This window comes from Streptomyces sp. SID5464 (genome assembly GCF_009862985.1).
GTDB classification, from domain to species: domain Bacteria; phylum Actinomycetota; class Actinomycetes; order Streptomycetales; family Streptomycetaceae; genus Streptomyces; species Streptomyces chartreusis_D.
Genome location: NZ_WWIQ01000049.1, coordinates 164,316 through 187,968, shown reverse-complemented (window position 1 = coordinate 187,968; position 23,653 = coordinate 164,316). Strand labels below are relative to the sequence as shown.

Annotated in this window: 22 protein-coding genes; 9 read left to right on the top strand and 13 right to left on the bottom strand. The window is 70.0% G+C overall.

Going from position 1 to position 23,653, the window contains the following annotated elements; translation table 11 throughout:
• The first annotated feature begins 40 nt into the window (after window positions 1–40).
• From GTY47_RS23910 to GTY47_RS23900, 3 genes are all read left to right on the top strand, one after another.
• The gene (locus GTY47_RS23910; protein ID WP_010046937.1) at window positions 41–3,772 is read left to right on the top strand and encodes an ABC transporter ATP-binding protein; all 3,732 of its coding nucleotides are present in this window, start codon (window positions 41–43) and stop codon (window positions 3,770–3,772) included.
• Window positions 3,773–3,883: 111 nt separating this feature from the next.
• On the top strand, window positions 3,884–4,276 hold the full coding sequence (locus GTY47_RS23905) for a hypothetical protein (RefSeq protein ID WP_010046934.1): 393 nt from the start codon (window positions 3,884–3,886) through the stop codon (window positions 4,274–4,276).
• A 94-nt stretch (window positions 4,277–4,370) separates the two neighbouring features.
• Window positions 4,371–5,813, top strand: a complete 1,443-nt coding sequence (locus tag GTY47_RS23900; RefSeq protein WP_010046932.1) for a S28 family serine protease — start codon at window positions 4,371–4,373, stop codon at window positions 5,811–5,813.
• 879 nt (window positions 5,814–6,692) lie between these two features.
• Here GTY47_RS23900 and GTY47_RS23895 read toward each other — a convergent pair.
• The 7 genes from GTY47_RS23895 to GTY47_RS23865 form a co-directional block, all read right to left on the bottom strand.
• The gene (locus GTY47_RS23895; protein WP_050810325.1) at window positions 6,693–7,334 is read right to left on the bottom strand and encodes a hypothetical protein; all 642 of its coding nucleotides are present in this window, start codon (window positions 7,332–7,334) and stop codon (window positions 6,693–6,695) included.
• On the bottom strand, window positions 7,331–7,810 hold the full coding sequence (locus GTY47_RS23890) for a hypothetical protein (protein ID WP_234025782.1): 480 nt from the start codon (window positions 7,808–7,810) through the stop codon (window positions 7,331–7,333). Before GTY47_RS23890 ends, GTY47_RS23895 begins: the two co-directional genes overlap by 4 nt.
• A gap of 169 nt (window positions 7,811–7,979) precedes the next feature.
• Complete coding sequence (locus tag GTY47_RS23885) at window positions 7,980–8,309, bottom strand: hypothetical protein (protein WP_010046923.1); 330 nt, start codon at window positions 8,307–8,309, stop codon at window positions 7,980–7,982.
• Between the two features lie 125 nt (window positions 8,310–8,434).
• Complete coding sequence (locus GTY47_RS23880; protein ID WP_102514867.1) at window positions 8,435–9,712, bottom strand: putative T7SS-secreted protein; 1,278 nt, start codon at window positions 9,710–9,712, stop codon at window positions 8,435–8,437.
• 56 nt (window positions 9,713–9,768) lie between these two features.
• Window positions 9,769–10,068, bottom strand: coding sequence for a hypothetical protein (locus tag GTY47_RS23875; protein ID WP_040904187.1), 300 nt, complete (start codon window positions 10,066–10,068; stop codon window positions 9,769–9,771).
• A gap of 22 nt (window positions 10,069–10,090) precedes the next feature.
• Window positions 10,091–11,122 carry a hypothetical protein gene (locus GTY47_RS23870; protein WP_078602964.1) on the bottom strand — a complete coding sequence of 344 codons (1,032 nt, stop codon included), beginning with the start codon at window positions 11,120–11,122 and terminating at the stop codon, window positions 10,091–10,093.
• Window positions 11,122–11,784 (bottom strand): hypothetical protein, encoded by a 663-nt coding sequence (locus GTY47_RS23865; protein WP_029181661.1) that lies wholly within the window; start codon window positions 11,782–11,784, stop codon window positions 11,122–11,124. The genes GTY47_RS23870 and GTY47_RS23865 overlap by 1 nt, the downstream gene beginning before the upstream one ends.
• A gap of 495 nt (window positions 11,785–12,279) precedes the next feature.
• On the opposite strand from GTY47_RS23865, the gene GTY47_RS40390 reads away from it, so the two are divergent.
• Genes GTY47_RS40390 through GTY47_RS40380 form a run of 3 tightly spaced genes read left to right on the top strand, consistent with a single transcriptional unit; the run spans window position 12,280 to window position 13,191 of the window.
• The gene (locus GTY47_RS40390; RefSeq protein ID WP_197709816.1) at window positions 12,280–12,456 is read left to right on the top strand and encodes a hypothetical protein; all 177 of its coding nucleotides are present in this window, start codon (window positions 12,280–12,282) and stop codon (window positions 12,454–12,456) included.
• 60 nt (window positions 12,457–12,516) lie between these two features.
• Window positions 12,517–12,945 (top strand): hypothetical protein, encoded by a 429-nt coding sequence (locus GTY47_RS40385; RefSeq protein ID WP_029181660.1) that lies wholly within the window; start codon window positions 12,517–12,519, stop codon window positions 12,943–12,945.
• Window positions 12,946–12,951: 6 nt separating this feature from the next.
• Window positions 12,952–13,191, top strand: coding sequence for a hypothetical protein (locus tag GTY47_RS40380; RefSeq protein ID WP_029181659.1), 240 nt, complete (start codon window positions 12,952–12,954; stop codon window positions 13,189–13,191).
• A 117-nt stretch (window positions 13,192–13,308) separates the two neighbouring features.
• On the opposite strand, the gene GTY47_RS23855 is transcribed toward GTY47_RS40380, so the two are convergent.
• The 5 genes from GTY47_RS23855 to GTY47_RS23835 all read right to left on the bottom strand — a co-directional run bounded on the left by GTY47_RS23855 (window position 13,309) and on the right by GTY47_RS23835 (window position 19,426).
• Window positions 13,309–13,965: a hypothetical protein gene (locus tag GTY47_RS23855; protein WP_040904183.1), complete on the bottom strand. Its 657-nt coding sequence runs from the start codon at window positions 13,963–13,965 to the stop codon at window positions 13,309–13,311.
• A gap of 112 nt (window positions 13,966–14,077) precedes the next feature.
• Window positions 14,078–15,910: a glycoside hydrolase family 3 protein gene (locus tag GTY47_RS23850; protein WP_010046910.1), complete on the bottom strand. Its 1,833-nt coding sequence runs from the start codon at window positions 15,908–15,910 to the stop codon at window positions 14,078–14,080.
• A 383-nt stretch (window positions 15,911–16,293) separates the two neighbouring features.
• Complete coding sequence (locus GTY47_RS23845) at window positions 16,294–17,091, bottom strand: sugar phosphate isomerase/epimerase family protein (protein ID WP_050810327.1); 798 nt, start codon at window positions 17,089–17,091, stop codon at window positions 16,294–16,296.
• Between the two features lie 35 nt (window positions 17,092–17,126).
• On the bottom strand, window positions 17,127–18,278 hold the full coding sequence (locus tag GTY47_RS23840; protein WP_010046906.1) for a dihydrodipicolinate synthase family protein: 1,152 nt from the start codon (window positions 18,276–18,278) through the stop codon (window positions 17,127–17,129).
• Window positions 18,275–19,426, bottom strand: a complete 1,152-nt coding sequence (locus GTY47_RS23835) for a Gfo/Idh/MocA family oxidoreductase (protein ID WP_010046901.1) — start codon at window positions 19,424–19,426, stop codon at window positions 18,275–18,277. Before GTY47_RS23835 ends, GTY47_RS23840 begins: the two co-directional genes overlap by 4 nt.
• Window positions 19,427–19,739: 313 nt before the next feature.
• Between GTY47_RS23835 and GTY47_RS23830 the strand changes: the two genes are divergently transcribed.
• Window positions 19,740–20,789, top strand: coding sequence for a LacI family DNA-binding transcriptional regulator (locus tag GTY47_RS23830; RefSeq protein ID WP_010046900.1), 1,050 nt, complete (start codon window positions 19,740–19,742; stop codon window positions 20,787–20,789).
• 204 nt (window positions 20,790–20,993) lie between these two features.
• On the opposite strand, the gene GTY47_RS23825 is transcribed toward GTY47_RS23830, so the two are convergent.
• The gene (locus GTY47_RS23825) at window positions 20,994–21,566 is read right to left on the bottom strand and encodes a dihydrofolate reductase family protein (RefSeq protein ID WP_010046898.1); all 573 of its coding nucleotides are present in this window, start codon (window positions 21,564–21,566) and stop codon (window positions 20,994–20,996) included.
• Between the two features lie 214 nt (window positions 21,567–21,780).
• On the opposite strand from GTY47_RS23825, the gene GTY47_RS23820 reads away from it, so the two are divergent.
• Together GTY47_RS23820 and GTY47_RS23815 are read left to right on the top strand one after the other, a co-directional pair.
• Window positions 21,781–22,713, top strand: a complete 933-nt coding sequence (locus GTY47_RS23820; RefSeq protein ID WP_010046896.1) for a bifunctional helix-turn-helix transcriptional regulator/GNAT family N-acetyltransferase — start codon at window positions 21,781–21,783, stop codon at window positions 22,711–22,713.
• 44 nt (window positions 22,714–22,757) lie between these two features.
• Window positions 22,758–23,561, top strand: a complete 804-nt coding sequence (locus GTY47_RS23815; RefSeq protein WP_010046892.1) for a sugar phosphate isomerase/epimerase family protein — start codon at window positions 22,758–22,760, stop codon at window positions 23,559–23,561.
• The last annotated feature ends 92 nt before the right edge of the window (window positions 23,562–23,653 follow it).

Below are 23,653 nucleotides of genomic sequence, written 5' to 3'. Positions count from 1 at the left end.
GGTGCCTTCCGGCAGACCAGGACGATCGGAGGGCACCCGCGTGACACCGCAACGGGGATGGGCACGACGACTGTGGGCCTACGCATGGCGCCACCCGAAGGACGTCGTACTCGCCCTCGGCTCCTCGCTGGCCGGCATGGCGGTCATGGCCCTCGTCCCGCTGATCACCAAGGTGATCATCGACGACGTCATCAGCGACCACACCCGCTCGATGACCACCTGGGCCGGCCTCCTGATAGCCGCCGCACTCGTCGTCTACGTCCTCACCTACATCCGCCGCTACTACGGCGGACGCCTCGCCCTCGACGTCCAGCACGACCTGCGGACGGAGATGTACGGCACGATCACCCGGCTCGACGGCCGCCGCCAGGACGAACTGTCCACGGGCCAGGTCGTCGGCCGGGCCACCAGCGACCTCCAGCTGATCCAGGGCCTGCTGTTCATGCTCCCGATGACCATCGGGAACTTCCTGCTGTTCCTGATCTCCCTGGTGATCATGGCGTCGCTGTCGCTGCCGCTCACCCTCGTCGCCCTGGCCGTCGCCCCCGCCCTGTGGTGGATCGCCAAGCGCAGCCGCACCCGGCTGCACCCCTCCACCTGGTACGCCCAGGCCCAGGCCGCCGCCGTCGCCGGTGTGGTCGACGGTGCCGTCAGCGGGGTCCGCGTGGTGAAGGGCTTCGGGCAGGAGGAACAGGAGACCGGCAAGCTCAGGGACGTCAGCCGCAGGCTCTTCGCCGGGCGGCTGCGCACCATCCGCCTCAACTCCGTCTACACCCCGGCCCTCCAGGCCGTCCCCGCCCTCGGCCAGGTCGCGATGCTGGCGCTCGGCGGCTGGCTCGCGGTGCGCGGGCACATCACGCTCGGCACGTTCGTCGCCTTCTCCACCTACCTCGCCCAGCTCGTCGGCCCGGTCCGGATGCTCGCCATGGTGCTCACCGTCGGCCAGCAGGCCCGTGCGGGCACCGAACGCGTCCTGGAGCTGATCGACACCGAGCCGTCTCTCGAGGACGGCCGCAAGGAACTGCCCGCCGACGCCCCGGCGACCGTCGAGTTCGACGACGTCTCCTTCGGCTACGACGTCGCCCCCGGCCAGACCAGGCCCGTCCTCGACGGGCTCTCCTTCGAGATCCGCCCCGGCGAGACCCTCGCCGTCGTCGGTTCCTCCGGCTCCGGCAAGTCCACGGTCTCCCTGCTGCTGCCGCGCTTCTACGACGTCACCCGCGGTGCCGTCCTGGTCGGCGGCCACGACGTGCGCGAACTGACCCTGGAATCGCTCCGGGCCGCGATCGGGCTGGTCCCGGAGGACTCCTTCCTCTTCTCCGACACGGTCCGCAACAACATCGCCTACGGCCGCCCGGAAGCCACCCAGGAGGAGATCGAACAGGCCGCCCGCGCCGCTCAGGCCCACCGGTTCATCAGCGAGCTGCCCGACGGCTACGACACCACCGTCGGCGAGCACGGCCTGACCCTCTCCGGCGGCCAGCGCCAGCGCGTCGCACTCGCCCGCGCCATCCTCAGCGACCCGCGCCTGCTGGTCCTGGACGATGCCACCTCCGCCGTGGACGCCCGGGTCGAGCACGAGATCCACGAGGCACTGAAGGAGGTCATGCGGGGCCGCACCACCCTGCTGATCGCCCATCGCCGCTCCACCCTGAACCTCGCCGACCGCATCGCCGTCCTGGACGGCGGGCGCCTCGCCGACATCGGCACCCACGAGGAGCTCCAGCGGCGCTCCGCCCTCTACCGGCGCCTGCTCACCGACCCCGACGAGCTGGGAGCGGTCTCCCCGGGCCACACCCAGGCGGCCTGCCCCGAGGAGGACACCTCCGTCCGGGACGAGCTGGACGCCGAGTTCGACGCCGAGCGCGGGGTCACCCCGCGCCTGTGGACCGGCGACCGCGAACGCAAGGACCTCGCCCTCGCCGAGAGCCCCGCCACGCCCGAGCTGCTCGCCCAGGTGGAGGCGCTGCCCCCGGCCACCGACGTCCCCGACGTCGACGAGTCGCGGGCGGTGCAGCCGGAGCAGTCGTACGGTCTGCGCAGGCTGCTGCGCGGCTTCGGACTGCCGCTGCTGGTCAGCCTCGGTCTGGTCGCCGTCGACGCGGGCATGGGCCTGCTGCTGCCGATCATGATCCGGCACGGCATCGACTCGGGCGTCACCCAGGCCGCGCTCGGCGCCGTGTGGGCGGCGTCACTGCTCGCGCTGCTGACGGTGGCCGTGCAGTGGGCGGCCCAGGTCGGCGAGACCCGGATGACCGGCCGCACCGGCGAACGGGTCCTCTACTCCCTGCGGCTGAAGATCTTCGCCCAGCTCCAGCGCCTCGGGCTCGACTACTACGAGCGGGAGCTGACCGGCCGGATCATGACCCGGATGACGACCGACGTCGACGCCCTGTCGACGTTCCTCCAGACGGGCCTGGTCACCGCCTTCGTCTCGGTCGTCACCTTCTTCGGCATCATGGTCGCCCTGCTGGTGCTCGACGTGGAGCTGGCGCTGGTCGTCTTCGCGACGCTGCCGCCGCTGATCATCGCCACGTTCTTCTTCCGCCGGGCGAGCGTGAAGGCGTACGAACTGGCCCGTGAGCGCGTGTCGGTGGTCAACGCCGACCTCCAGGAGTCGGTGTCCGGGCTGCGGATCGTGCAGGCCTTCCGGCGCGAGCGGGACGGCGGGCGGCGGTTCGCCGGGCACAGCGACAGCTACCGCCAGGCGCGCATCCGGGGCCAGTGGCTGATCTCCGTGTACTTCCCCTTCGTGCAGTTCCTGTCGTCGGTGGCGGCGGCGGCCGTGCTGATCGTCGGCGGGGCGCGGGTCGACGACGGGACACTGGCGATCGGCTCGCTGGTGGCGTACCTGCTCTACATCGACCTGTTCTTCGCGCCGGTGCAGCAGTTGTCCCAGGTCTTCGACGGCTACCAGCAGGCGTCCGTCTCGCTGGGCCGCATCCAGGAGCTGCTCCAGGAGCCGACGTCGACGAAGTCCGCCGACGAGCCACGCGAGGTCCTCTCCCTGCGCGGCGAGATCGCCTTCGAGGACGTGCACTTCGCGTATGGCGACGACGAGGAGGCGCTCGGCGGGGTCGACCTGCGCATCCCCGCCGGGCAGACCGTCGCGTTCGTCGGCGAGACCGGCGCGGGCAAGTCGACCCTCGTCAAGCTCGTGGCCCGCTTCTACGACCCCACCGGCGGCCGGGTCACCGTCGACGGCACCGATCTGCGCGCCCTGGACCTCACCTCGTACCGGCACCGTCTGGGGGTCGTCCCGCAGGAGGCGTACCTCTTCCAGGGCACCGTCCGCGACGCCATCGCCTACGGCCGCCCCGACGCCACCGACGCCGAGGTCGAGGCGGCGGCCCGCGCGGTCGGCGCGCACGAGATGATCGCCACGCTGGAAGGCGGCTACCTCCACGAGGTCGCCGAGCGCGGCCGCAACCTCTCCGCCGGGCAGCGCCAGCTGATCGCCCTGGCCCGCGCAGAGCTGGTCGACCCGGACGTCCTGCTGCTCGACGAGGCGACGGCCGCCCTCGACCTGGCCACGGAGGCCCAGGTCAACCAGGCCACCGACCGCCTGGCGGGCCGCCGCACCACCCTCGTCGTCGCCCACCGCCTCACCACCGCCGCCCGCGCCGACCGGGTCGTCGTCATGGACCACGGCCGGGTCGTCGAGGACGGCACCCACGAGGAGCTGCTCGCGCGCGGCGGGCGGTACGCCGAGCTGTGGCGGACGTTCATCGGCGCCGCGGAGCCGGAGGAGCCGGTCGGCGCGTCCCGCTGACGCAAGTCCGTGCGGCGCCGCCGCGACGGTCGTGCAACCGTGCGACATACGTCATGCGTCCGTACAGCCGTACGCCGATGGTCGCGGACGACGCGGTACGGGAGGACGACAGTGGACAGTGGAGCGATACGCCGGCGGCTCGCGCTCGGCCTGGCCGTGCTGACCGCCTCCGGCCTGCTGGCCGTAGCGGCGCCGGGCGAGGCGCAGGCCGCCGCTTCCGCCTACTGTCCCGGCCGCAAGGTCCGCACCCTGCCCTTCGCCACCGGAACCGTGCTCGTCTACAAGCGCGGCGGCTACGTCTGCGCCGTGACCGTCGCCAAGAAGCCCGGCGTGAAACGGAAGATGTCGGTGAGCGTGCAGGCGCGCGGCAGCCGCCCGGTCGTCGACGAGGGCCGGTACGCCTACCACGCCGGCCCGGTCATGGTGCACGCCGGGCGCCGCTGCGTATGGCTGAAGGGCAGGGTGGGGCCGGGATCGGTCAGCTCCGGCTGGATCCTGTGCTGACGACCGGCGCACAGGGTTTTCCCTATGTCCCCTGGTGCTGGGGGGAGTTGGTCCGCTAGCTTCCGGCGCACATCTGTCTCACAGGGGAGTGCGCATGCGCAAGGCGCTCAGATGGCTGCTGGCGCTCACGGTGCTCATAGGCACGTTGAGCACGGCCGGAGCGGCCACCGCCGCCGAGCCGGAGGCCACCGGCACCGACAGCACCACTGACATCAAGGAAAGGCTGCTCTCCATACCGGGCATGAGCCTGGTCGAGGAGAAGCCGTACACCGGCTACCGCTTCTTCGTCCTGAACTACACCCAGCCGGTCGACCACCGCAGGCCCTCCAAGGGCACGTTCCAGCAGCGCATCACCGTGCTGCACAAGGACGTCTCCCGCCCGACGGTCTTCTTCACCAGCGGCTACAACGTCTCCACGTCGCCCCGCCGCAGCGAGCCCACCCAGATCGTGGACGGCAACCAGGTCTCCCTGGAGTACCGCTTCTTCACCCCGTCCCGGCCCGACCCGGCCGACTGGTCCAAGCTGGACATCTGGCAGGCCGCCAGCGACCAGCACCGCGTCTTCAAGGCGCTGAAGGGCATCTACAGCAAGAACTGGATCTCCACGGGCGGTTCGAAGGGCGGCATGACCGCCACCTACTACGAGCGCTTCTACCCGCGCGACATGGACGGCGTCGTCGCCTACGTCGCCCCCAACGACGTCGTCAACAAGGAGGACTCGGCCTACGACCGCTTCTTCGCGCGCGTCGGCACCGAGGAGTGCCGCGACCGGCTGAACGGCGTGCAGCGCGAGGCGCTGGTGCGCCGCGAGCCGCTGGAGAACAAGTACGCCGCCTACGCGAAGGAGAACGACCTCACCTTCGAGACCATCGGCAGCCTGGACAAGGCCTACGAGGCGACCGTCCTCGACTATGTGTGGGGCTTCTGGCAGTACAGCCTGCTGGAGGACTGCGACCAGATCCCGGCCGACGCGAAGAACGCCACCGACGACGAGATCTGGAACTCCGTCGACACGATCTCCGGCTTCTCCGCCTATGCCGACCAGGGCCTTGCTGCCTACACGCCGTACTACTACCAGGCCGGCACGCAGCTCGGCGCGCCGACGATCCGGTTCCCGCACATCGAGAAGAAGTACATCCGCTACGGCTACCAGCCGCCGCGGAACTTCGTCCCCCGGGACATCCCGATGACGTTCCAGCCGTCGGCGATGCGGGATGTGGACACCTGGGTCCGCCACAACGCCCGGCAGATGCTGTTCGTCTACGGCCAGAACGACCCGTGGGGCGCGGAGCCCTTCCGCGTCGGCAAGGGCGCGAAGGACTCCTACGTCATGACCGCCCCCGGCATGAACCACGGCGCCAACGTCGCGGGCCTCGTGCCCGAGCAGAAGGCCCTCGCCACCGCCCGCATCCTCGACTGGGCCGGCGTCGCCTCCAGCGCGGTGCAGGCCGACCCGGCGGCGGCGAAGCCGCTGGCGAAGTTCGACGCCAAGCTGGACAAGCGGGACACGCAGCGTGAGATGACGCTGCGTCCGTAACTGGATGCCGCCCGCACTCGACCGCCCCTCGGCCTACGGGCCGGGGGCGGTTCGCATGTCGGCACCCAGTCGCGCCGTCGAAGCCGCGGCCCGGCGGGCGGTGTCCGCGTGACCGGATACCGGGAGCAGGACCCGAAGGGAGGCGTCGCCCACGTGTCAGGCGGCTTCCTCAACTACCAGGTCATTCCCCGGCACGAGTGCGTCTTCGTGCACAGGTGACCTACCTGTGAGGAGCCGCCACTGAGGACCCGCCGTCACGGAAGCCCGCAGCCGGGCGCGGCGCGGAAAACCGGCTGACCGTGCCCGGCTCCGCACACCCGTCCCTCTCGCCTCTCCCGTCTCGCCCAAGCTGGCAGGAAGGAGTATGGCGTGCGGGGTCCGGGTGACCGGCCGGCTCCGCCGGGTAGCCGGCCGCAGGCCGGGAGGGACATGAGCGGGGAGTTGGAGCGGCTGATGGCCAGGGGCGGCGGCAAGGCCGTACTGAGGGACGTTCTCGAACATCGGGTAGGACGCCCACGCCGGCGATGCTGGCCACGGGTGATCGCCGAGGGGATCAGGTGGGAACGCGGGATGACGGTCCTCAAGGGCCGAGTGCGGGAGTGTGGCCCACCTGCGAGAGGTGTGAACGCTGTTGGCCGGGGGGAGCAGGGGCGTCTTGTCGGCGCGATCTCGCCCGACCAGCCCCTTCGTACGGACGTGATAGGGGGTGGCGATCTCCAACGGCACTTTGACAAGGGCCGCCTCGCCACCCCATGTACGACGAGCCGCCCCCGCCCATCGCGCAAGTGCTGCCTCAAGGGAAGCCCCTCGTAGTCCGCTCTTGCCTGGTCTGCCTGAACTGACCGTATACGCACCGGGCCGCGGCAACTTGGCCGCGCTTTAGTCCTCCGGGTCCACGTCCCAGATACGGATCTGGATCTTGTGCGCCAGCTTCTCGATGTCCTTCGCAGCCCGGATGACCTGACCGACGTCGTCTGTGGCGGTCCACAGGACCGTATCCGTATCGATCTCATCGTCGTGCCAGGCGTACCTCAGCCCGGCCAGCACCTCCGGGGCGTCGTCCTGGCGCACGTACCGCAGTGCGCGCACGCCCTCCCCGAGATTCTCCGTGTGGAACATCTCGACGACCGGAGGCTCTACTGCGTCCGGATCATCTGCCTGCACCAGGGCACGCAGTGCCGCCTCGCGTTCGCCTTCCTCCTCTGCAGGCCGCACTGCGGCGAAGACAGGCAGGGGCATAGTCGTCGGCGAGGCGATATGCAGCAGAGCCCGGGTGTCGAACCGTTCCGGCGCGAAGGCGTCCGCGCAGCGACGCAGCGTACCCGCGAGAAACGCAATCCCGGACTCGCCCGGGTCCTGGGCGTGTGACCGGCAGAACAACTCGGCGCACTCGCTTGCCCAGGAGTCGATATCACTCCATGACTCCGCGTCCCAACGGGGTGGAATTTCGAGCCACAGGCTCGCGTCGTAGTCGATGACGAGATCGAACTCGTGCTCCAGATCCACCCAGTTCTCCGTCACGCCCAGCTCCATCGGAAGGTCGCCATCAGCGCGTCGAACCACTCGACGAGCGCGTCGGCCAGGTCGTCCTGCGGGTTGCCGGCTCCAATGGTGGAGAAGGCGGCCAGGAACCAACGGCCTGGGTCGCCGGGCACGGACACGAGGTAGTCGACCCTCCGGCTGGCCAGCTCCAGTCCTCGATCGGCTGCGGCGGGCACGATCCGCTCACGCCTCACGGCGAGTGCACCGTCCACTTCCCCGCTGCTCAGGTCGAGATCGGTGCCGTCGTCCCGCGACATGAGCTGCCCGGCGATCTCGGCGGAGTCGGACGCCGAAGCGGTCGCAGCGTTCACGCTGGAACGAGAGGGCACTTGGGTCTCGGAGACGATGATCGACGCGCCGAGATTCACTTCCCCCGCCAACCGCATCGGCAGATACAGTTCCAGTGCCTTGGCCCTGCGGGCGTCAGCAACGGCGGAAAGCAGCCGACGCTCCAACTCCAGCCGGAGTGGGGTGGGTTTGTCGCGTGGTACATCAGCCGGTACGCGAGCGAAGGCCGCGGCGACGACGTCACGGACCGTCCGTTCGGTGTCACCCGTACGCAGGGGGATCTGGACCCAGTCCGAGGGCAGGACAAGCCTGTAGCCGGTGGGTGGGGAGGTGGGCTCAGCCACGAGTGCGTGCCTGCCTGTTCGTGTACCAGATGCCTGCGAAGACCGCGACGCCGAAAAGCACGGCGGGCAGAGCGGCCAGCGGGGCGCCTGTGTCGTCGAAGATGTCGACGACGGCGAAGAAGGCGTAGAGGCCGCTGAGCAGTTTCAGCTCGAACTCCAGCGTCGCGGTCTCTTCCCGTGCCTGCCGGCCCGGGAAGCGGATCAGGGCCAGCAGCGGGGTGGCCGCGGCGAGATCCAGAGCCCATGCCTGGAGTGTGGGGACGCGCCAACCGCCAAGTTGTTCATCAGAGCTGAGGAACCACAGGATGATGACGGCGGCCACGGCGATGAGGCCGATGCGCGCCCTCTGCCCGCTGCGGAACTCGTCCCTGGCCTCCGGGCCGGAGGACGCCGACCCGGCTTGTGAGGGTTCCGCGGCGCCTGGACTCCGCCTCGGCGGTTTGAACCTCACCATTGCGACCCCACGGGTGCCGTCATGTTGTCCTTCGTGCGCTCGTATTCGTCCGTCATCCTCTCTCCGCCCTTGTCAGCCAGGTCGAGGCCTGTACCCACGAGCCAGGACGCTCGGTGCACACCTAGCTGGCGCTCTGCTTCACCGGCGACATTACGCAGTTCCTGGCTGTCGGGATGCTCGTCCCGCCAGCGCCGGATGTCCTTCATCTGCTTGGCCATCGTCTGGTCACCGAAGGTCGTCCTGCTGACCTCCTGCTTGGTCACCTCCGGCAGGGGTTCATTACGCACCCGGGTCGCCGCAGCCCGGCCCCGCTGTACGTCCAAGCTGCGATGCAGACGGGAAGCTCTTCCTCGGACGGCTGATCGCCGTGCCGCGCTCGCGCGCATGGACTCCGTCGCCCTCTTCTGCTTGGCGAGGCCCTGCGAGATGGTCCGGGACCGGTTCTGCAGCCCTTTGATTGCCTTGGCCGCCCTTGTGCCGTTGCGCATCATCTTCAGGGCCGTGACGTCCATGAGGACATCGAACCAGGACCCGTTTCCAGTGACCGCCTGGATCACGTGGATGAGCGCCACGATGCCGGCCAGTGCTGCTGCCACCGGGCCAAGCGCCGGAAAGACGACCGCGAGCAGGCCGCAGACGGTGCTGATGTCGCTCAGCTTGTCGGCCAGCGTGTCCAGCCAGTCGGCGTCGCCCACCGCGGCCTTGAAGTCATTCCACCAGCTGTCTTCCATGTCATCATCGATCGACGACCGGATCTTGCTCGCGTAGTGGTCCGCGCGCTCGTCATAGAAGGACACCGCCGAGTTCAGCTTCCGGCGTGCCTCCTCCAAGTCTTCCTCGGCTCGTTTGACGGCAGGATCCTCGGACGCTCCGCCCTTGTCGGAGTCCTTCTTCGTGCCGCCCTTCGTGTCATCCGTCTTATGGGCGTCCAGGGTTCGCTGGGCGTCCTTGGCGTCCTGCAGAGCCCGGTCGGCCTTCTTCTGGGCGGTCTCCATGTCGTCCGCCCAGCCGTCGAGGTGCCCCTTGACTTCCCGGTAACGGTCCTCGGCGAGATCGAGCCGCTTGGACAGTCCGCGCGCCTTCTCGCCGATCTTGTCCGCGTACTTCCCCTTCAGGCCATCGCTGTCGGCGATCGCCTGCATGGCTGCCGCTTGATCACGGAGCTTCTTGGCGATCTTCTTCATGTGCGTGACCTCGTCGCGGATCCCGTCCGGGTCACCAGGAACAGGATCCGCTTCGGCGAGCGGAGACCAGTCAGTCGGCCGTGCCATGCAAGATTCCCCCGTGCGGAGTAACGAGCGCCGTCGGTCGGTCGGGGCCCAAGTCGCTACTTCTTCTTCCCCTTGGTGGCGTTGGCCAGATCGTCGTCGAGACCCTTGAATGCGTCGCGCGTCGTCTCGACCATCTCTCCGACCTCTTCGATCTCCTTGATCAGGCGCTTGCGGTTCTTGTCCCAGTTGTCCACGAAATCGCCCATGGCCTCCTGGACGCGGGCGTCACCGACGACGGCCCTGACGTCCTTCTTCCATTCGCCCAGGCCGTTGAACTCGTCGCGAATGTCGCGGAGTTGCTTCGCGCTCGTGGACAGCAGGTGGAAGTCGACCTGGAGATCCGACCCCTTGGACATGCTCACTCCCCGTGTGCGACCGTCAGCGGTTGACGGCCTGGATCTCCTGAACCACGACGTCTTGTTCGGCGCCGAACGTGCCGTCCGGCAGAGTCTGTTCACCGTTCATGCCGGTGCCGGTCCACTGGATCTTCCACGTGACGGTGGCCTGCAGCTTGTACGAGCCGTCGCCGGACGACCGGAGGTACTTCACGCCGCATGGCGGGGTCTGACCGGCCTTGCCCCTGGCGTAGGGCTCACCGATGGAGCCGTCCGCGTTCTGGCATGCGCCGGAGGCGGGGTAGGTGACTGCGTCGTCCGTACCCGGGGTGATCTTCAGCGCGACCGGCTCAGCGGTGGTCGTCGCCTCAATGCCGAGGAGGGGCACGCGCGCGGTGACGGAGACCGGCTTGAACTCCGCCGTGTCCAGCCACGCCCACGTCGGCAGGTTCACCTTCGTGGTGCCCTCAGGAGCCAGCTCGACCTTCGTCGACGGGACGCGGATCTCGGCGTAAGCGAGCTGGGCCAGCATCTCGGACGTGATGGCCTGCGGAACCTCAGCCGGCGGCGCGTCACCCTTGTCGACCCAGAAAGGCATCTCGTCGCAGTCCTGGGCCGCGGGGTCCGCCTCGTGCCCTTCGGTGGTGTACGCGTCCCACCAGTAGCCCTCGCCCTCCTTGTCCTTGTTGAAGTCCTTGTAGGGCTTGCCCTTGACGAAGTAGTTCTTGGTCTTCAGGGACCACTCGGGACTGGGCGCACTACTCTCCCACACCTGCCGCATCTGCGACTCGATTTCCTTGGGTGTGTACTTCGGAGCGTAGTAGCAGGCGGGCGGATTCCATGACGTGGTCGATGTGACGGCCCCGGCCGACTCGCCACTGCCGTTCTTCGAGCGGTCGAAGACAATCACGCCTCCAGCGGACGCCGAGAGGGCGGCACCGTCGACCTTGCCCGATGTGTCGGAGTCGACTTCGGTTACGGAAGGAGCGGGTCCCGGTGTTGCCCATGCGGCATTCGGGAGTCCTCCCAGAATCAGAGCCAGAAGGCCAGTGGTTCCGATCCGGGTTGGTGTCATCAGCCTCCGCAACGCTCGTGCCCCCTCTTTGTGTTCAGGCCTGTGGTCACCCACACGCCCTCGTTGTTCTTCTCCAAGCGAGTGTTGTAAAGAACGTAGGGGCTGTCGCTGGCTGGGGTCTTATCCACCTTGCCGGTTTTTCGGTCCTTGTTGTATGCCTTACTGTCGTCCGCGCAATAGATGACGACGGCTGTGTTCTTGTCGCGAAGCGTCACCTGTGGGTCGAAATAGCGGATGGTCCCTTTCCAGGAGATGTTCGCGTCAAGCCATGCCTGGACCCACTTGACTTCACTGATGAGTGCATCGTCCTGGTAGTAGAAAGCGAGCGCCTTCGACTTTGTGTCGCCTCGGGCGATCGCGTCGTCAACCGAGTTGAGTGCCCGCTCGGCGTCGGCCAGCGCAGCGTCCTTCGCGGCATCCCCGGTCTTCCAGCCCTCGAAGATGCTCTTCATGTCTTCAGGTACCGCAATGTCCGGCCGGTTGGCGGTGTCCAGGGCGCTGGGGCTCGGCGAAGCCGAGGACGCCGATTCGTCCCCCGCGTCCGCTCCCGCAATTTTGTCATTGCCCTTGGAGTTGTCGTCACCGCCCCCGCAGGCGGACAGCGACAGGGCCGCTACAGCGGTCAGCGCAGCGGCTGCGAGCAAGGTGGGGCGGCCGTTCACGAATGACTCCCGGTGGGGCGAGGGTTCTCATGAGCCTGCCAACGGTATCCAGGTGACTTGGGTGGCACCAGTTTGGTTTACGTCAAGCCCGGCCATCCAACCGGGCAAATCGCCACAGAAGCCACCGCTGGCGAAAGGGTCGCATGGTCACCGTTTCGTAACGCAACGAAGTCTGTGAACACGGCCGTACCGGTCGAACGCGAGCCCCAGGGGCCCCGGATGGGAGACATCCCGTAACGGGCTGCTGCACCGCGACAGGGACATCGAGGTTCGGCTGCGCAGTGTGCACAGGCGGACTGTCTCCGATTCGTGATGTCGTTGCCGCCAAACGCCACGTGGCGGAGTCGGGCAAGCCGAAGGGGGCCCGCATCCTCCTCTTCGACCACGGAAACGGTTGGCTGATCTACACCTTCATCCGGCGCGTCGAGGATCCGCAGATCATCGTGGAGGAGCTCTTCTGGCAATCACGGAAGTCAAGCCTGCCGAACGGTCCTCGTGGCGCTGTCCGGCGCGCTCCAGCGCGAGCGCAGCGGCCTCAAGCTCGTCCAGCAGTTGCTGGAGAAGAACGCGGACGCCCCGCTCGGCAAGCTCATTCCGCTCGGTGATCTGTGGGACGTCCTGGTCGACGGCACCGGCGCGGCCTTCACCGACGAGCTGGCGCACGAGTCCTAGGCGGCCGAGAAGTTCTACGCCAAGGCGCGCGAGATCCTGCTGAAGAAGTACGGCCGGGACGTGACCAACGCCGACTTCCTCGCCGACGACCGCTTCGTGAAGACGCTGCTGCTCGCCGCGCTCGCCCCCGACGTGCCGGCCCTGCGCCGGCTCACGGGCGCTCGGCTCGCCGCCCTCAACCACGGCTCCGTGCACTCCCGGACCGTGCCCGTCGGCGAGAAGGTCGTCGAGCGCATGAAGGTCCTGCAGGGCGAGTTCCCCACCGAACTGCGCAGCGAGGGCGGCAGAGATCCCGTCTTCTCGCTGCACCTGTCCGACCTGGACATCGAGCCGCTGCTCAAGCGGGTGGAAGGGGAGGACAAGGAGGGGCCGCGCAGGGTGTGGGTGCGCGAGCAGCTGTGGAAGCTCCTCGACGTCACGGAGGGGGAGTTCTTCGACAAGCGGGAGATCGTCTGGCGGGGCACGAAGCGCACCGTGGAGTTCGTCTAAGGCAACGTGGCCGACGCCGGCAGGCTCTCCGACGAGCAGTTCGTCCCCAGCATGACGGGCAACATCCGCTTCGTCGTCGACTATCCCTTCGACGAGAACCACAACCGCTTCCCCACGTGGGACTGGCAGCGGTTCCAGAAGCTGAAGGAGACCGTCACCGCTCCCACGCTGGTGCGGCTGCCCGACTTCCTCTCCGACCAGCGCAAGGCCCAGCTCGGGCAGCTCGTGAAATTCAATCGCCCATAAAGCCAGGTCCTGAGTTCGTTCGTTGCCGTAAGGCACACCACGGCCACCGGCTGTGCCTCATCATCGGCCGTCTTGCTGCCGACTGGCCGGTGTCTGCCCTGTCCCGTCGACCGACTCTCACAGCGGCCGGGCGCACCCCACCGGCCGGTCGCCGCCGAGCCGGACGTACAGGGCGGTCGAGACGGGGCAGTCGGAGCGCCTGACGACGGCGTCGGTCACCTCGTACTCCGGCTCCTGCCTGCCCTTGCCGTCGCACGCGGCCTCGCGGACCTGTCCGTCGCCGGAGCTGTAGACGCAGTCGCCGACGATGGTGCGCGGCCCGCCCCCGCCGCCGGGGTCGCCCGGGTGCGGCGGCTGGAGGTTGCGCATGCAGGCGTAGCCCTGCGGCACCGCCCCGTCGCCGTCCTCGTCGGACGAGGGCCGCTGCTCGCTGATGTGCAGCACGAAGTCCGTGGTCGCCGGGCAGCGCGGCCCGTCCCGGACCGTGCCGTCGTGCCGCGCCACGACCCGGGCCGCCGCCCGCTCGCCGGCGCACGGCACCTCGGTGAAGCTCGTCGTGCCGAACGAACTGCACTCGTCGACCGCGAGGAACACCGCCCCGTACCCGGACGGCCGGGTCACCGGCGGCGACCCGCCGGTCGCCGTCCCCGACGCGGGCCCGCCCGGCCGGCCGTCCTGCGCGACACCCGCGGAGGGGCTCTGACACCCGGTCAGCAGCACACCGACCAGCGCCAGCAGCCCCCACACCACCCCCGCCGAACTTCTCACCTGCATCGCCGTCCCCCCGAGCTCCCTGGCCCAGCGTGGCCCGCGCGGCGGGCGCACGCCAGGCACATGGGACGGTTTGCGCACCTTGGGGGTGGTGCGCCGGGTCCGTGACGTACGTCTAGTACGTCAGCCCGTACCCGATCGGGTACAGCACCTGCTCCGGATCATCCGCCCGCTGCACCGGCACCGGGAGTGTGCCGCGTGGCTCCACCCGTCCCGCGATCACCCGGGCGGCGGCCCGCAGTTCCACGTCGGTCCAGGAGTACGCCGCGAGGCACGCCGGCACGGAGGGCAGCCGGGCCACGTCGTACGGATTGCGGATCGCCACCGCCACGACCGGCCTCCCCGTCGCCACGAGCTGCTCGACCAGCGTCTGCTGGCCGCTGCCCGCCGTGACGTTGTACGTCGCCGCCACCACCGCGTCCGCGTCCCGTGCCGCCGCGACCGCCCGGGCGATGGTTGCCGCGGACGGGGCCGTCCCGGTCGACAGGGCGGTGGCGGTGAACCCGAGCCCGGTCAGCGCGGCGGCGAGCACCCCGGTCGGCGGTCCGGTCGTCCCCGACGGCGAGGCCGGATCGGCCCCGACCACCAGCACTTTCGGGTACCGGCGCCGGGACAGCGGCAGCAGCCGCCCCCGGTTGACGAGCAGGGTGGTCGTCCGCTCGGCGATCCGGTCGGCCGCCGCCAGGTGGGCCCGGGTGCCGACGACGCGGTCGACACCGGCCTGACTGACGTACGGCGCGCGGAACAGGCCCAGCTTCGTCTTCAGCCGCAGGATCCGCAGGACCGACTCGTCGAGCCGCGCCTCGGTCAGCTCGCCACTGCGCACGGCATCCAGGACCGCGTGCCAGGCGAGGTCCAGGTCCGGCGGGTTGAGGAGCTGGTCCACGCCCGCCTTCAGTGCGAGCACCGGCACCCGGTCGTCGCCGTACTTGGTCCGCACGCCCTCCATGCCGAGGGAGTCCGTCACCACGACCCCGTCGTAGCCGAGCCGTTCACGCAGGATGCCGGTGAGGATCGGGCGGGAGAGGGTGGCCGGGTCGCCGGAGTCGTCGAGGGCCGGGACCATCAGGTGCGCGGTCATGATCGAGTCGATGCCCGCGGCGATCGCCGCCCGGAACGGCGGTGCGTCCAGCTTCTCCCACAGCTCCCGGCTGTGCGTGATGGTCGGGAAGCCGGTGTGGCTGTCGACGTTGGTGTCCCCGTGCCCGGGGAAGTGCTTGGCGGTCGCCGCCACCCCGGACCCCTGGTACCCGGCGACCTCGGCGGCCACCAGCGCGGCCACCGCCCGCGGGTCGGCACCGAAGGACCGTACGCCGATGACCGGGTTGGCCGGGTTGACGTTCACGTCGGCCACGGGGGAGTAGTCCTGCCGGATGCCCATCGCCCGCAGCTCGCGCCCGGCGATCCGCCCGAGGTTCCGGGCATCGGACCGCGACCCGCCCGCGCCGACGGCCATGGCGCCCGGGAAGAGCGTCGCGGGCCTGCCCACCCGGGCGACGATCCCGTGCTCCTGGTCGGTGGAGACGATCACGGGCAGCCCGCGCGGCAGTTCCAGGGAGGCCCGCTGGATGCCGTTGGACAGATCCGCGATCTGGTGCGGCTCGCGGGTGTTGTGCGCCCAGGCGAAGTAGATGATGCCGCCGACCCGGTACCTCGCGACCAGCTCGGCGGCCGTACGGACCCCGATCTCCTTCAGGTTGGCGTCGATGTCGGCCTGGTCGGGGGCGGTGGCGGAGTGGCCGTACACCCGCATCACGAAGAGCTGGCCGACCTTCTCCTCCAGCGTCATGCGCGAGACGAGGGCGCCAAGTCGCTTGTCGTCGGGGGCGTCCGCGGCGTACGCGGGCCCGGCTGCGAGGGCGCCGGCGGCGCCGGCCGTGGCGGCGAGGACGGTGCGTCTGGAGGGCTGTGCGGTGTTTCCCGTGCTTCCCGTGCCGGTGTCGTGCACGTGCGCTCCTTCCGGAGGTGATCCGCTCGGATCCGCTGAAGGAAACTTCCAAGAGGTCACCAGTAACCGGGAAGTTTCTGCCAGTCAAGGGAATGCACACTAACTGCACAGGGGCCGCCACCGGCGCGGTTGGAGGGGGACGCGCCGATGGCGGCGGTGCCGCCGGCCGCGGTACGGCGGAGAGGGTGGTCAGCGATCGCAGCCAGCAGCGAGGGCCGACACCGCACCGTGGTGACTCTCCGGCGGCCTGCGATTGGACGACGGGAGTCCGGGCCGGGTTCCCGGCCCGGGCCGGATTTCCGGAAGTCGGTAGGCGAGGTGAACCAGGGGTTCAACGGGGCGGATGAGCCGCCACTTCTCCCTTCAAAGGGTGCGCTCGACCTTCAGAGGGTGTGCTCGACGAACCGCGCCGCCGTCTCGGCCAGCACCTCCCGTCCGTCCCTCGCCCACAGCCCGTCGTTGAACAGCTCGACCTCGATGGCGCCGGTGTAGCCGGCGGATTGCACGTACCGCTGCCACTCCCGCATGTCGATCGAGCCGTCGCCGATCTGGCCACGGCCGGTCAGCACGCCCTCGGGGAGCGGAGTCGTCCAGTCGGCGAGCTGGAAGGTGTGGATCCGGCCGCCCGCACCCGCCCGGGCGATCTGCGCGGGAGCCGTGTCGTCCCACCAGATGTGGTACGTGTCGACGGTGACCCCGACCTGGTGCGCCGGAAAGCGTTCGGCCAGGTCCAGGGCCTGGGCCAGCGTCGACACCACACAGCGGTCGGAGGCGTACATCGGGTGGAGCGGCTCGATCGCCAGGCGGACGCCGTGCCGTTCCGCGTACGGGCCCAGTTCCGCCAGGGCGTCCGCGATGCGTTCGCGGGCGCCGTGCAGGTCCTTGGAGCCGGGCGGGAGGCCGCCCGAGACCAGGACCAGGGTGTCGGTGCCCAGCGTCGCCGCCTCGTCGATCGCCCGGCGGTTGTCGGCCAGGGCCTCCGCGCGCTTGGCCGGGTCGATCGCCGTGAAGAAGCCGCCCCGGCACAACGTCGTCACCGTCAGACCCGCGTCCCGGACCAGCTTCGCCGTGGCCTCCAGGCCGTACGTCTGGACCGGCTCGCGCCACAGGCCCACGTTGCGGACGCCCAACCGGCCGCACTCGTCCACCAGTTCCGGCATCGACAGCTGCTTCACCGTCATCTGGTTGATGGAGAAGCGCTCCAGCTCCGTGGTGCTCACTGGTCCACCCCGTACACGCCCAGCAGGTTCTTCATCCGCTCCTCCGCCAGCTTCGGGTCGGGGAACAGGCCGAGGCCGTCGGCGAGTTCGTACGCCTTCGCGAAGTGCGGGAGGGAGCGGGCCGACTGGAGGCCGCCGACCATCGTGAAGTGGGACTGGTGGCCGGCCAGCCAGGCCAGGAACACCACGCCCGTCTTGTAGAAGCGGGTCGGTGTCTGGAAGAGGTGGCGGGAGAGTTCGACCGTGGGGTCGAGCAGGTCGCGGAAGCCCCGCACGTCGCCCGTGTCCAGGACCCGGACCGCCTCCGCCGCCAGCGGACCCAGCGGGTCGAAGATGCCGAGCAGGGCATGGCTGAAGCCCTTCTCGTCGCCCGCGATCAGCTCGGGGTAGTTGAAGTCGTCGCCCGTGTAGCAGCGCACGCCCTGCGGCAGCCGGCGGCGGATGTCGATCTCGCGCTGCGCGTCCAGCAGCGAGACCTTGATGCCGTCGACCTTGTCCGGGTGCGCCGCGATGACGTCCAGGAAGGTGTCGGTGGCGGCGTCCAGGTCGCTCGACCCCCAGTAGCCCTCCAGCGCCGGGTCGAACATCGGGCCCAGCCAGTGCAGGACGACCGGCTCGGCGGCCTGGCGGAGCAGGTGGCCGTAGACCTCCAGGTAGTCCTCCGGGCCGGAGGCGGCTGCCGCGAGCGCCCGGGACGCCATCAGGATGGCCTGCGCGCCGGACTGCTCCACGACCGCGAGCTGCTCCTCGTAGGCCGCGCGGACCTCGGCCGGTGAACCGGCCGTGAGCTGGTCGGTGCCGACACCGCAGGCGATCCGGCCGCCGACCGCCTTGGCCTCGGCGGCGCTGCGGCGGATCAGCTCGGCCGCACCCGCCCAGTCCAGGCCCATGCCGCGCTGGGCGGTGTCCATGGCCTCGGCCACGCCCAGCCCGTGCGACCACAGGTGCCGCCGGAAGGCGAGGGTGGCGTCCCAGTCGACCGCGGCGGGCGAGTCGGGGGACACGTCCGCGTACGGGTCGGCGACGACGTGCGCCGCCGAGAAGACCGTGCGGGAGGTGAAGGGGGTGCCGGGGGTCAGGGCGAGGGGCTCCGTGCGGGGCTCGTACGTCCGCAGGCCGCCGGTGGCGTCGGGGAGTCGGATCGTCACAGCGCGATCTCCGGTACGTCGAGGCGGCGGCCCTCGGCCGAGGACCGCAGGCCCAGCTCGGCGAGCTGGACACCGCGGGCGCCGGCCAGCAGGTCCCAGTGGTAGGGGGCGTCGGCGTAGACGTGCTTGAGGAACAGCTCCCACTGCGCCTTGAAGCCGTTGTCGAACTCGGCGTTGTCCGGGATCTCCTGCCACTGGTCGCGGAAGACCTCGGTGGCGGGGATGTCCGGGTTCCAGACCGGCTTGGGCGTGGCCGAGCGGTGCTGGACGCGGCAGTTGCGCAGGCCGGCCACCGCCGAACCCTCCGTGCCGTCCACCTGGAACTCGACGAGCTCGTCGCGGTTGACGCGCACGGCCCAGCTGGAGTTGATCTGGGCGATGGCGCCGCCCTCCAGCTCGAAGATGCCGTAGGCGGCGTCGTCGGCCGTGGCGTCGTAGGGCTTGCCGTTCTCGTCCCAGCGCTGCGGGATGTGGGTGGTGGCGATGGCCTGGACGGACTTCACCCGGCCGAACAGCTCGTGCAGGACGTACTCCCAGTGCGGGAACATGTCGACGACGATGCCGCCGCCGTCCTCGGCCCGGTAGTTCCAGGACGGGCGCTGCGCGGCCTGCCAGTCGCCCTCGAAGACCCAGTAGCCGAACTCGCCGCGCACGGACAGGATCCGGCCGAAGAAGCCGCCGTCGATGAGGCGCTTCAGCTTGAGCAGGCCGGGGAGGAAGAGCTTGTCCTGGACGACGCCGTGCTTGATGCCGGCCTCGTTCGCCAGCCGGGCCAGCTCCAGGGCGCCGTCGAGGCCGGTGGCCGTGGGCTTCTCGGTGTAGATGTGCTTGCCGGCCGCGATGGCCTTCTTGAGCGCCTCCTCGCGGGCGGAGGTGACCTGGGAGTCGAAGTAGATGTCTACCGTCTCGTCGGCGAGGACCGCGTCCAGGTCGGTCGAGACGTGCTCCAGGCCGTGCTGCTCGGCCAGCGCCTTCAGCGCGTGCTCACGGCGGCCGACCAGGATCGGCTCGGGCCACAGCACGGTGCCGTCGCCGAGGTCGAGGCCGCCCTGCTCACGGAGGGCGAGGATGGAGCGGACCAGGTGCTGGCGGTAGCCCATGCGCCCGGTCACGCCGTTCATGGCGATACGCACCGTCTTGCGTGTCACGTCGTTCCCTTCGTACGCGGTCGTCGCGCCGCGTACGCCCGACTGGTGAGCGGTACAGCAAGCGCTTTCTATACAGGAAGAAGCTAGCCTCTGAACCGCGGTCCGGACAAGACCGTGACCAGGACGAGTTGTTCGAGGGGGCGAACGACCGGGGGCCGGGGGCTTAAGGTCTGCTCGGAACCATGGCCATAGGTCCATCGGAGCCAGGGCCTCGGTTCCATCGGAACCAAGGCCACAGGTCTGTATGTGTACGAGGGCGACTCTGTATGTGTACGAGGGCGGACGACGAGATGCGCGACCGGAGGACGACGAGATGACGGTGACCCTGGCGGACGTGGCGGCCCGCGCGCAGGTCTCGCCCGCGACGGTGTCGCGCGTGCTGAACGGGAACTACCCCGTGGCCGCGTCCACCCGGGAGCGGGTGCTGAAGGCCGTGGACGAGCTGGACTACGTGCTCAACGGGCCCGCGAGCGCCCTGGCCGCCGCCACCTCCGACCTGGTCGGGATCCTGGTGAACGACATCGCCGACCCGTTCTTCGGGATCATGGCGAGCGCGATCCAGGCCGAGATCGGCGGGCCGGGCGGTCGCGCGGGCGGGGAGAGGCTCGCGGTGGTCTGCAACACGGGGGGTTCTCCCGAGCGGGAGCTGACGTATCTCACGCTGTTGCAGCGGCAGCGGGCGGCGGCCGTGGTGCTGACCGGCGGGGCGATCGAGGACGCGGCGCACACGGCGGCGATGGACGCGAAGGTGCGCAAGCTGACCGACGCCGGGACGCGTGTGGTGCTGTGCGGGCGGCCGCCGGCGCCGGAGACCGGCGCGATCGCGCTGACCTTCGACAACCGCGGGGGCGGGCAGGAACTCACCGAGCACCTGATCGGGCTCGGGCACCGGCGGCTCGGCTACATCGCGGGCCCGGAGGAACGGACGACCACCCGGCACCGGCTGGAGGGGCACCGGGCCGCGCTCGCCGCGCACGGCATCGAGGAGGACCCTCGGTGGACGGTGCACGGGCGGTACGACCGGCGGTCCGGTTACGAGGCGACGCTGGAACTGCTGCGGCGCGACCCGTCGCTGACGGCGGTCGTCGCCGCGAACGACTCCGTCGCGCTGGGGGCGTGTGCGGCGCTGCGGGACTCCGGGCTGCGGATCCCGGAGGACGTGTCGGTGGCCGGGTTCGACGATCTGCCGTTCAGCATCGACGCGGTGCCCTCGCTGACGACCGTGCGGTTGCCGCTGGCGGAGGCCGGGGCGCGGGCCGGGCGGATCGCGATGGGGCGGGAGGAGGCGCCGCCCGGCGGGATCGCCTCGGTGCGGGGGGAGTTGATGGTGCGGGGGTCCTCCGGGGTGCCGCGGGTTTCCTGACCTCGGCGCTGCTTCCCTGCGTGCGGACCTGCGGACGCGGCGGTCCACGCCTGCACCCCGGTGAGCCCGAACAGACCGGGCACCTCCGCCCGGCCCCGCCTCCGCCGTCCGCTCGATGCGCAGTCCCGCTGCGGCCGGTGGTGTTCCAGGAGTCGAAGGTGCGGGTGGGGTCCCCCTGCTCGCTCGGAGTCGCGGACGCCGATGTCAGCGCACGACGTCGAAGACGTTCTTCTGCAGACCGTTGCCGTAGACCTCGTGCTCGACGAGCTTCAGCATCTGGGTGTCCTTGTCCGTGGTGCTGAAGAGCCGCTTGCCCGCACCGAGCAGGAGCGGAAAGACGAGCAGGTGGTAACGGTCGATCAGGCCGGCGTCCGAAAGGGCCTGGTTCAGGGATGCGCTGCCGTGGACGATGATCGGGCCGCCCTCGGTCTCCTTCAGAGCGGCGACGTCGTCGAGCGAGCGCAGGATCGTCGTCTCGCCCCAGTTCGACACCAGGTCGTCCTCGGTGAGGGTGGTGGAGACGACGTACTTCGGCATCACCTTGTAGTCGGCGAAGTCCTCCATGTCGGGCCACACCGCGCTGAACGCCTCGTAGCTGGTCCGGCCCATCAGCATCGCGGCGGCTTCCTTCTGCTCCCGGCCCTTGATCTCGAATGCCTCGGGGAGGAACTCGATGTCCTTGAAGGTCCACCCGGAGTTCCGGTAACCGGGCTCGCCGCCCGGGGCCTCCACGACGCCGTCGAGCGAGAGGAAAGCTGTGCTGATCAGGGTACGCATCTGAGGTTCCTTCGGTGTCTCGTGTCCGGTTCGCAAGAGAATCAGTCTGTGCGCGCTTCCACCACACTCGCAGCCGCGGCGCACCAATCGTGGTCTTTGACTGCGGATCACGGAGAAACTCATCGGCCGTCGCCCCGTCTGGTCCCGGCTGTCCTGGACGTCTAGACTCTCCCACGGGAATCTCTGACTGAGTCAACCATCGGGGGTCGTGGTCATGACCGTCCAGGACATCCGCTCCTTCAACCGCTTCTACACGAACGTCATCGGCGCGCTCGACTACGGCCGCCACCTCTACGCGCCCTACACCCTCACCGAGTCCCGCGTGCTCTACGAACTCGCGCACGCGCCGCGTACGGACGCCGCCGACCTGCGGACCCAGCTGCACCTGGACGCCGGGTACCTGAGCCGCATCCTGAACAAGTTCGAGGAGGACGGCCTGGTCGAGCGCGGGCCGTCCGAGACGGATCCGCGCCGCCGCCGCATCACCCTCACCGAGCGTGGCCGGGAGGCCGCCGCGCTCCTCGACGAGCGGGCGCGCGAGACGGTCGGGGCGATGCTGGGCACCGTGCGCGCCGAGGACCGGCCGCGGCTGGCGGAGGCGCTGCGGACCGTCCGGACGATCCTGGGTGAGGGCCGGGCGCCGCGACCGGAGGACGTCGTGCTGCGCGACCCCGTCCCCGGCGACCTCGGCTGGATCGTGCAGCGCAACGCCGCCCTGTACGCCGCCGAGTACGGCTTCGACCTCGACTACGAGGGTCTGGTCGCCCGGATCGTCGCCGAGTACGCCGAAGACCACGACCCGCACCTGGAGCGGACGTGGATCGCCGAGCTGGACGGCCGGCCGGTGGGGTGCGTGATGTGCGTACGGGACGACGCGCCGGGGGCCGCCCGGCTCCGGCTGCTGCTCGTCGAGCCGGACGCGCGCGGCCTGGGTATCGGGGACCGGCTGGTCGGGGCCGTCGTCGCCTTCGCGCGCGAGGCCGGTTACCGCGAGGTCGTCCTGTGGACCAACGACATCCTCGCCGCCGCCCGCCGCATCTACCAGCGCCACGGCTTCGTGCTGGTCGCGGAGAAACCGCACCGCTCCTTCGGGCAGGACCTGGTCGGCCAGGACTGGCGACTGGATCTTCTCGCAACACCCGAGTGACGAAGGGGAGTCGTCGGCAGGGCCGCCGGGTAGGGTCCGTCCACATGAAGCTGGCGTTCTCCACCCTCGGTGTCCCCGGCCTGCCCCTGCCCGACGTCCTGCGGCTCGCGACCACGCACGGCTACCACGGCGTGGAGCTGCGCGCCCACCCCGAGGAACCGGTCCACCCCGGCCTCGGCTCCGCCGAACGGGCCGATGTCGCGGCCGAGTTCAAGGGGTCGGGCGTAGAGATCCTGGGCCTGGCGGGCTACGCGCGGGTCGCCGCGCCGGGCGACGACGAGCCCGTCCTGGCCGAGATCCGATCCCTCCTCGACCTGGCCCGTGACCTCGACGCCCCGTACATCCGGGTCTTCCCCGGCGGCGACCTGGACGTCCAGACGCCCGAGGAGGCCGACGCGACGGCCGCCAGGCGGCTGGGCACGGCCGCCGAGTACGCGGGCGACCTGGGCGTCCGCATCCTCCTGGAGACCCACGACTCGCACCGCACCGCCGCCGACGCCATGCGCGTCCTCGGTCTGGTCGGCCACCGCCAGGTGGGCGCGCTGTGGGACGTGATGCACACCTGGCTGGGCGGCGAACAGCCCTCGGAGACCTACGCGGCCCTCTCCCCGCACCTCGGCTACGTCCAGGTCAAGGACATCGCCTCCGCCGAGGACACGACCCCGCTGCCGCTCGGCGCGGGCGTCCTGCCGCTGGCCGAGTGCGTGGAGGTCCTCTCCCGGCACGGCTGGGACGGCTGGCTGTGCTGGGAGTACGAGAAGCGCTGGTACGAGTCGGCCGCCGAACTGCCCGGCCTGCTGGGGGCGGGCCGCGAGCATCTGAGCCGTTTGCTGAACGACTCGGCGTGACAGGGGGGGGGCCGCGTCTGTTCCGCGGAGCGCCTGACCGGGCTCGGGGACGGACGGCCGTCCGCATTGCAGCAGCCCCTGACCGGGCCCGG

What these genes read in the sequence shown, in the direction of transcription:
- GTY47_RS23900 (WP_010046932.1), top strand. Translation starts at nt 4,371, where the DNA reads ATGCGCAAGGCGCTCAGATGGCTGCTGGCGCTCACGGTGCTCATAGGC.
- GTY47_RS23880 (WP_102514867.1), bottom strand. Translation starts at nt 9,712, where the DNA reads ATGGCACGGCCGACTGACTGGTCTCCGCTCGCCGAAGCGGATCCTGTT.
- GTY47_RS23875 (WP_040904187.1), bottom strand. Translation starts at nt 10,068, where the DNA reads ATGTCCAAGGGGTCGGATCTCCAGGTCGACTTCCACCTGCTGTCCACG.
- GTY47_RS23870 (WP_078602964.1), bottom strand. Translation starts at nt 11,122, where the DNA reads ATGACACCAACCCGGATCGGAACCACTGGCCTTCTGGCTCTGATTCTG.
- GTY47_RS23855 (WP_040904183.1), bottom strand. Translation starts at nt 13,965, where the DNA reads ATGCAGGTGAGAAGTTCGGCGGGGGTGGTGTGGGGGCTGCTGGCGCTG.
- GTY47_RS23845 (WP_050810327.1), bottom strand. Translation starts at nt 17,091, where the DNA reads ATGACGGTGAAGCAGCTGTCGATGCCGGAACTGGTGGACGAGTGCGGC.
- GTY47_RS23830 (WP_010046900.1), top strand. Translation starts at nt 19,740, where the DNA reads ATGACGGTGACCCTGGCGGACGTGGCGGCCCGCGCGCAGGTCTCGCCC.
- GTY47_RS23825 (WP_010046898.1), bottom strand. Translation starts at nt 21,566, where the DNA reads ATGCGTACCCTGATCAGCACAGCTTTCCTCTCGCTCGACGGCGTCGTG.
- GTY47_RS23820 (WP_010046896.1), top strand. Translation starts at nt 21,781, where the DNA reads ATGACCGTCCAGGACATCCGCTCCTTCAACCGCTTCTACACGAACGTC.
- GTY47_RS23815 (WP_010046892.1), top strand. Translation starts at nt 22,758, where the DNA reads ATGAAGCTGGCGTTCTCCACCCTCGGTGTCCCCGGCCTGCCCCTGCCC.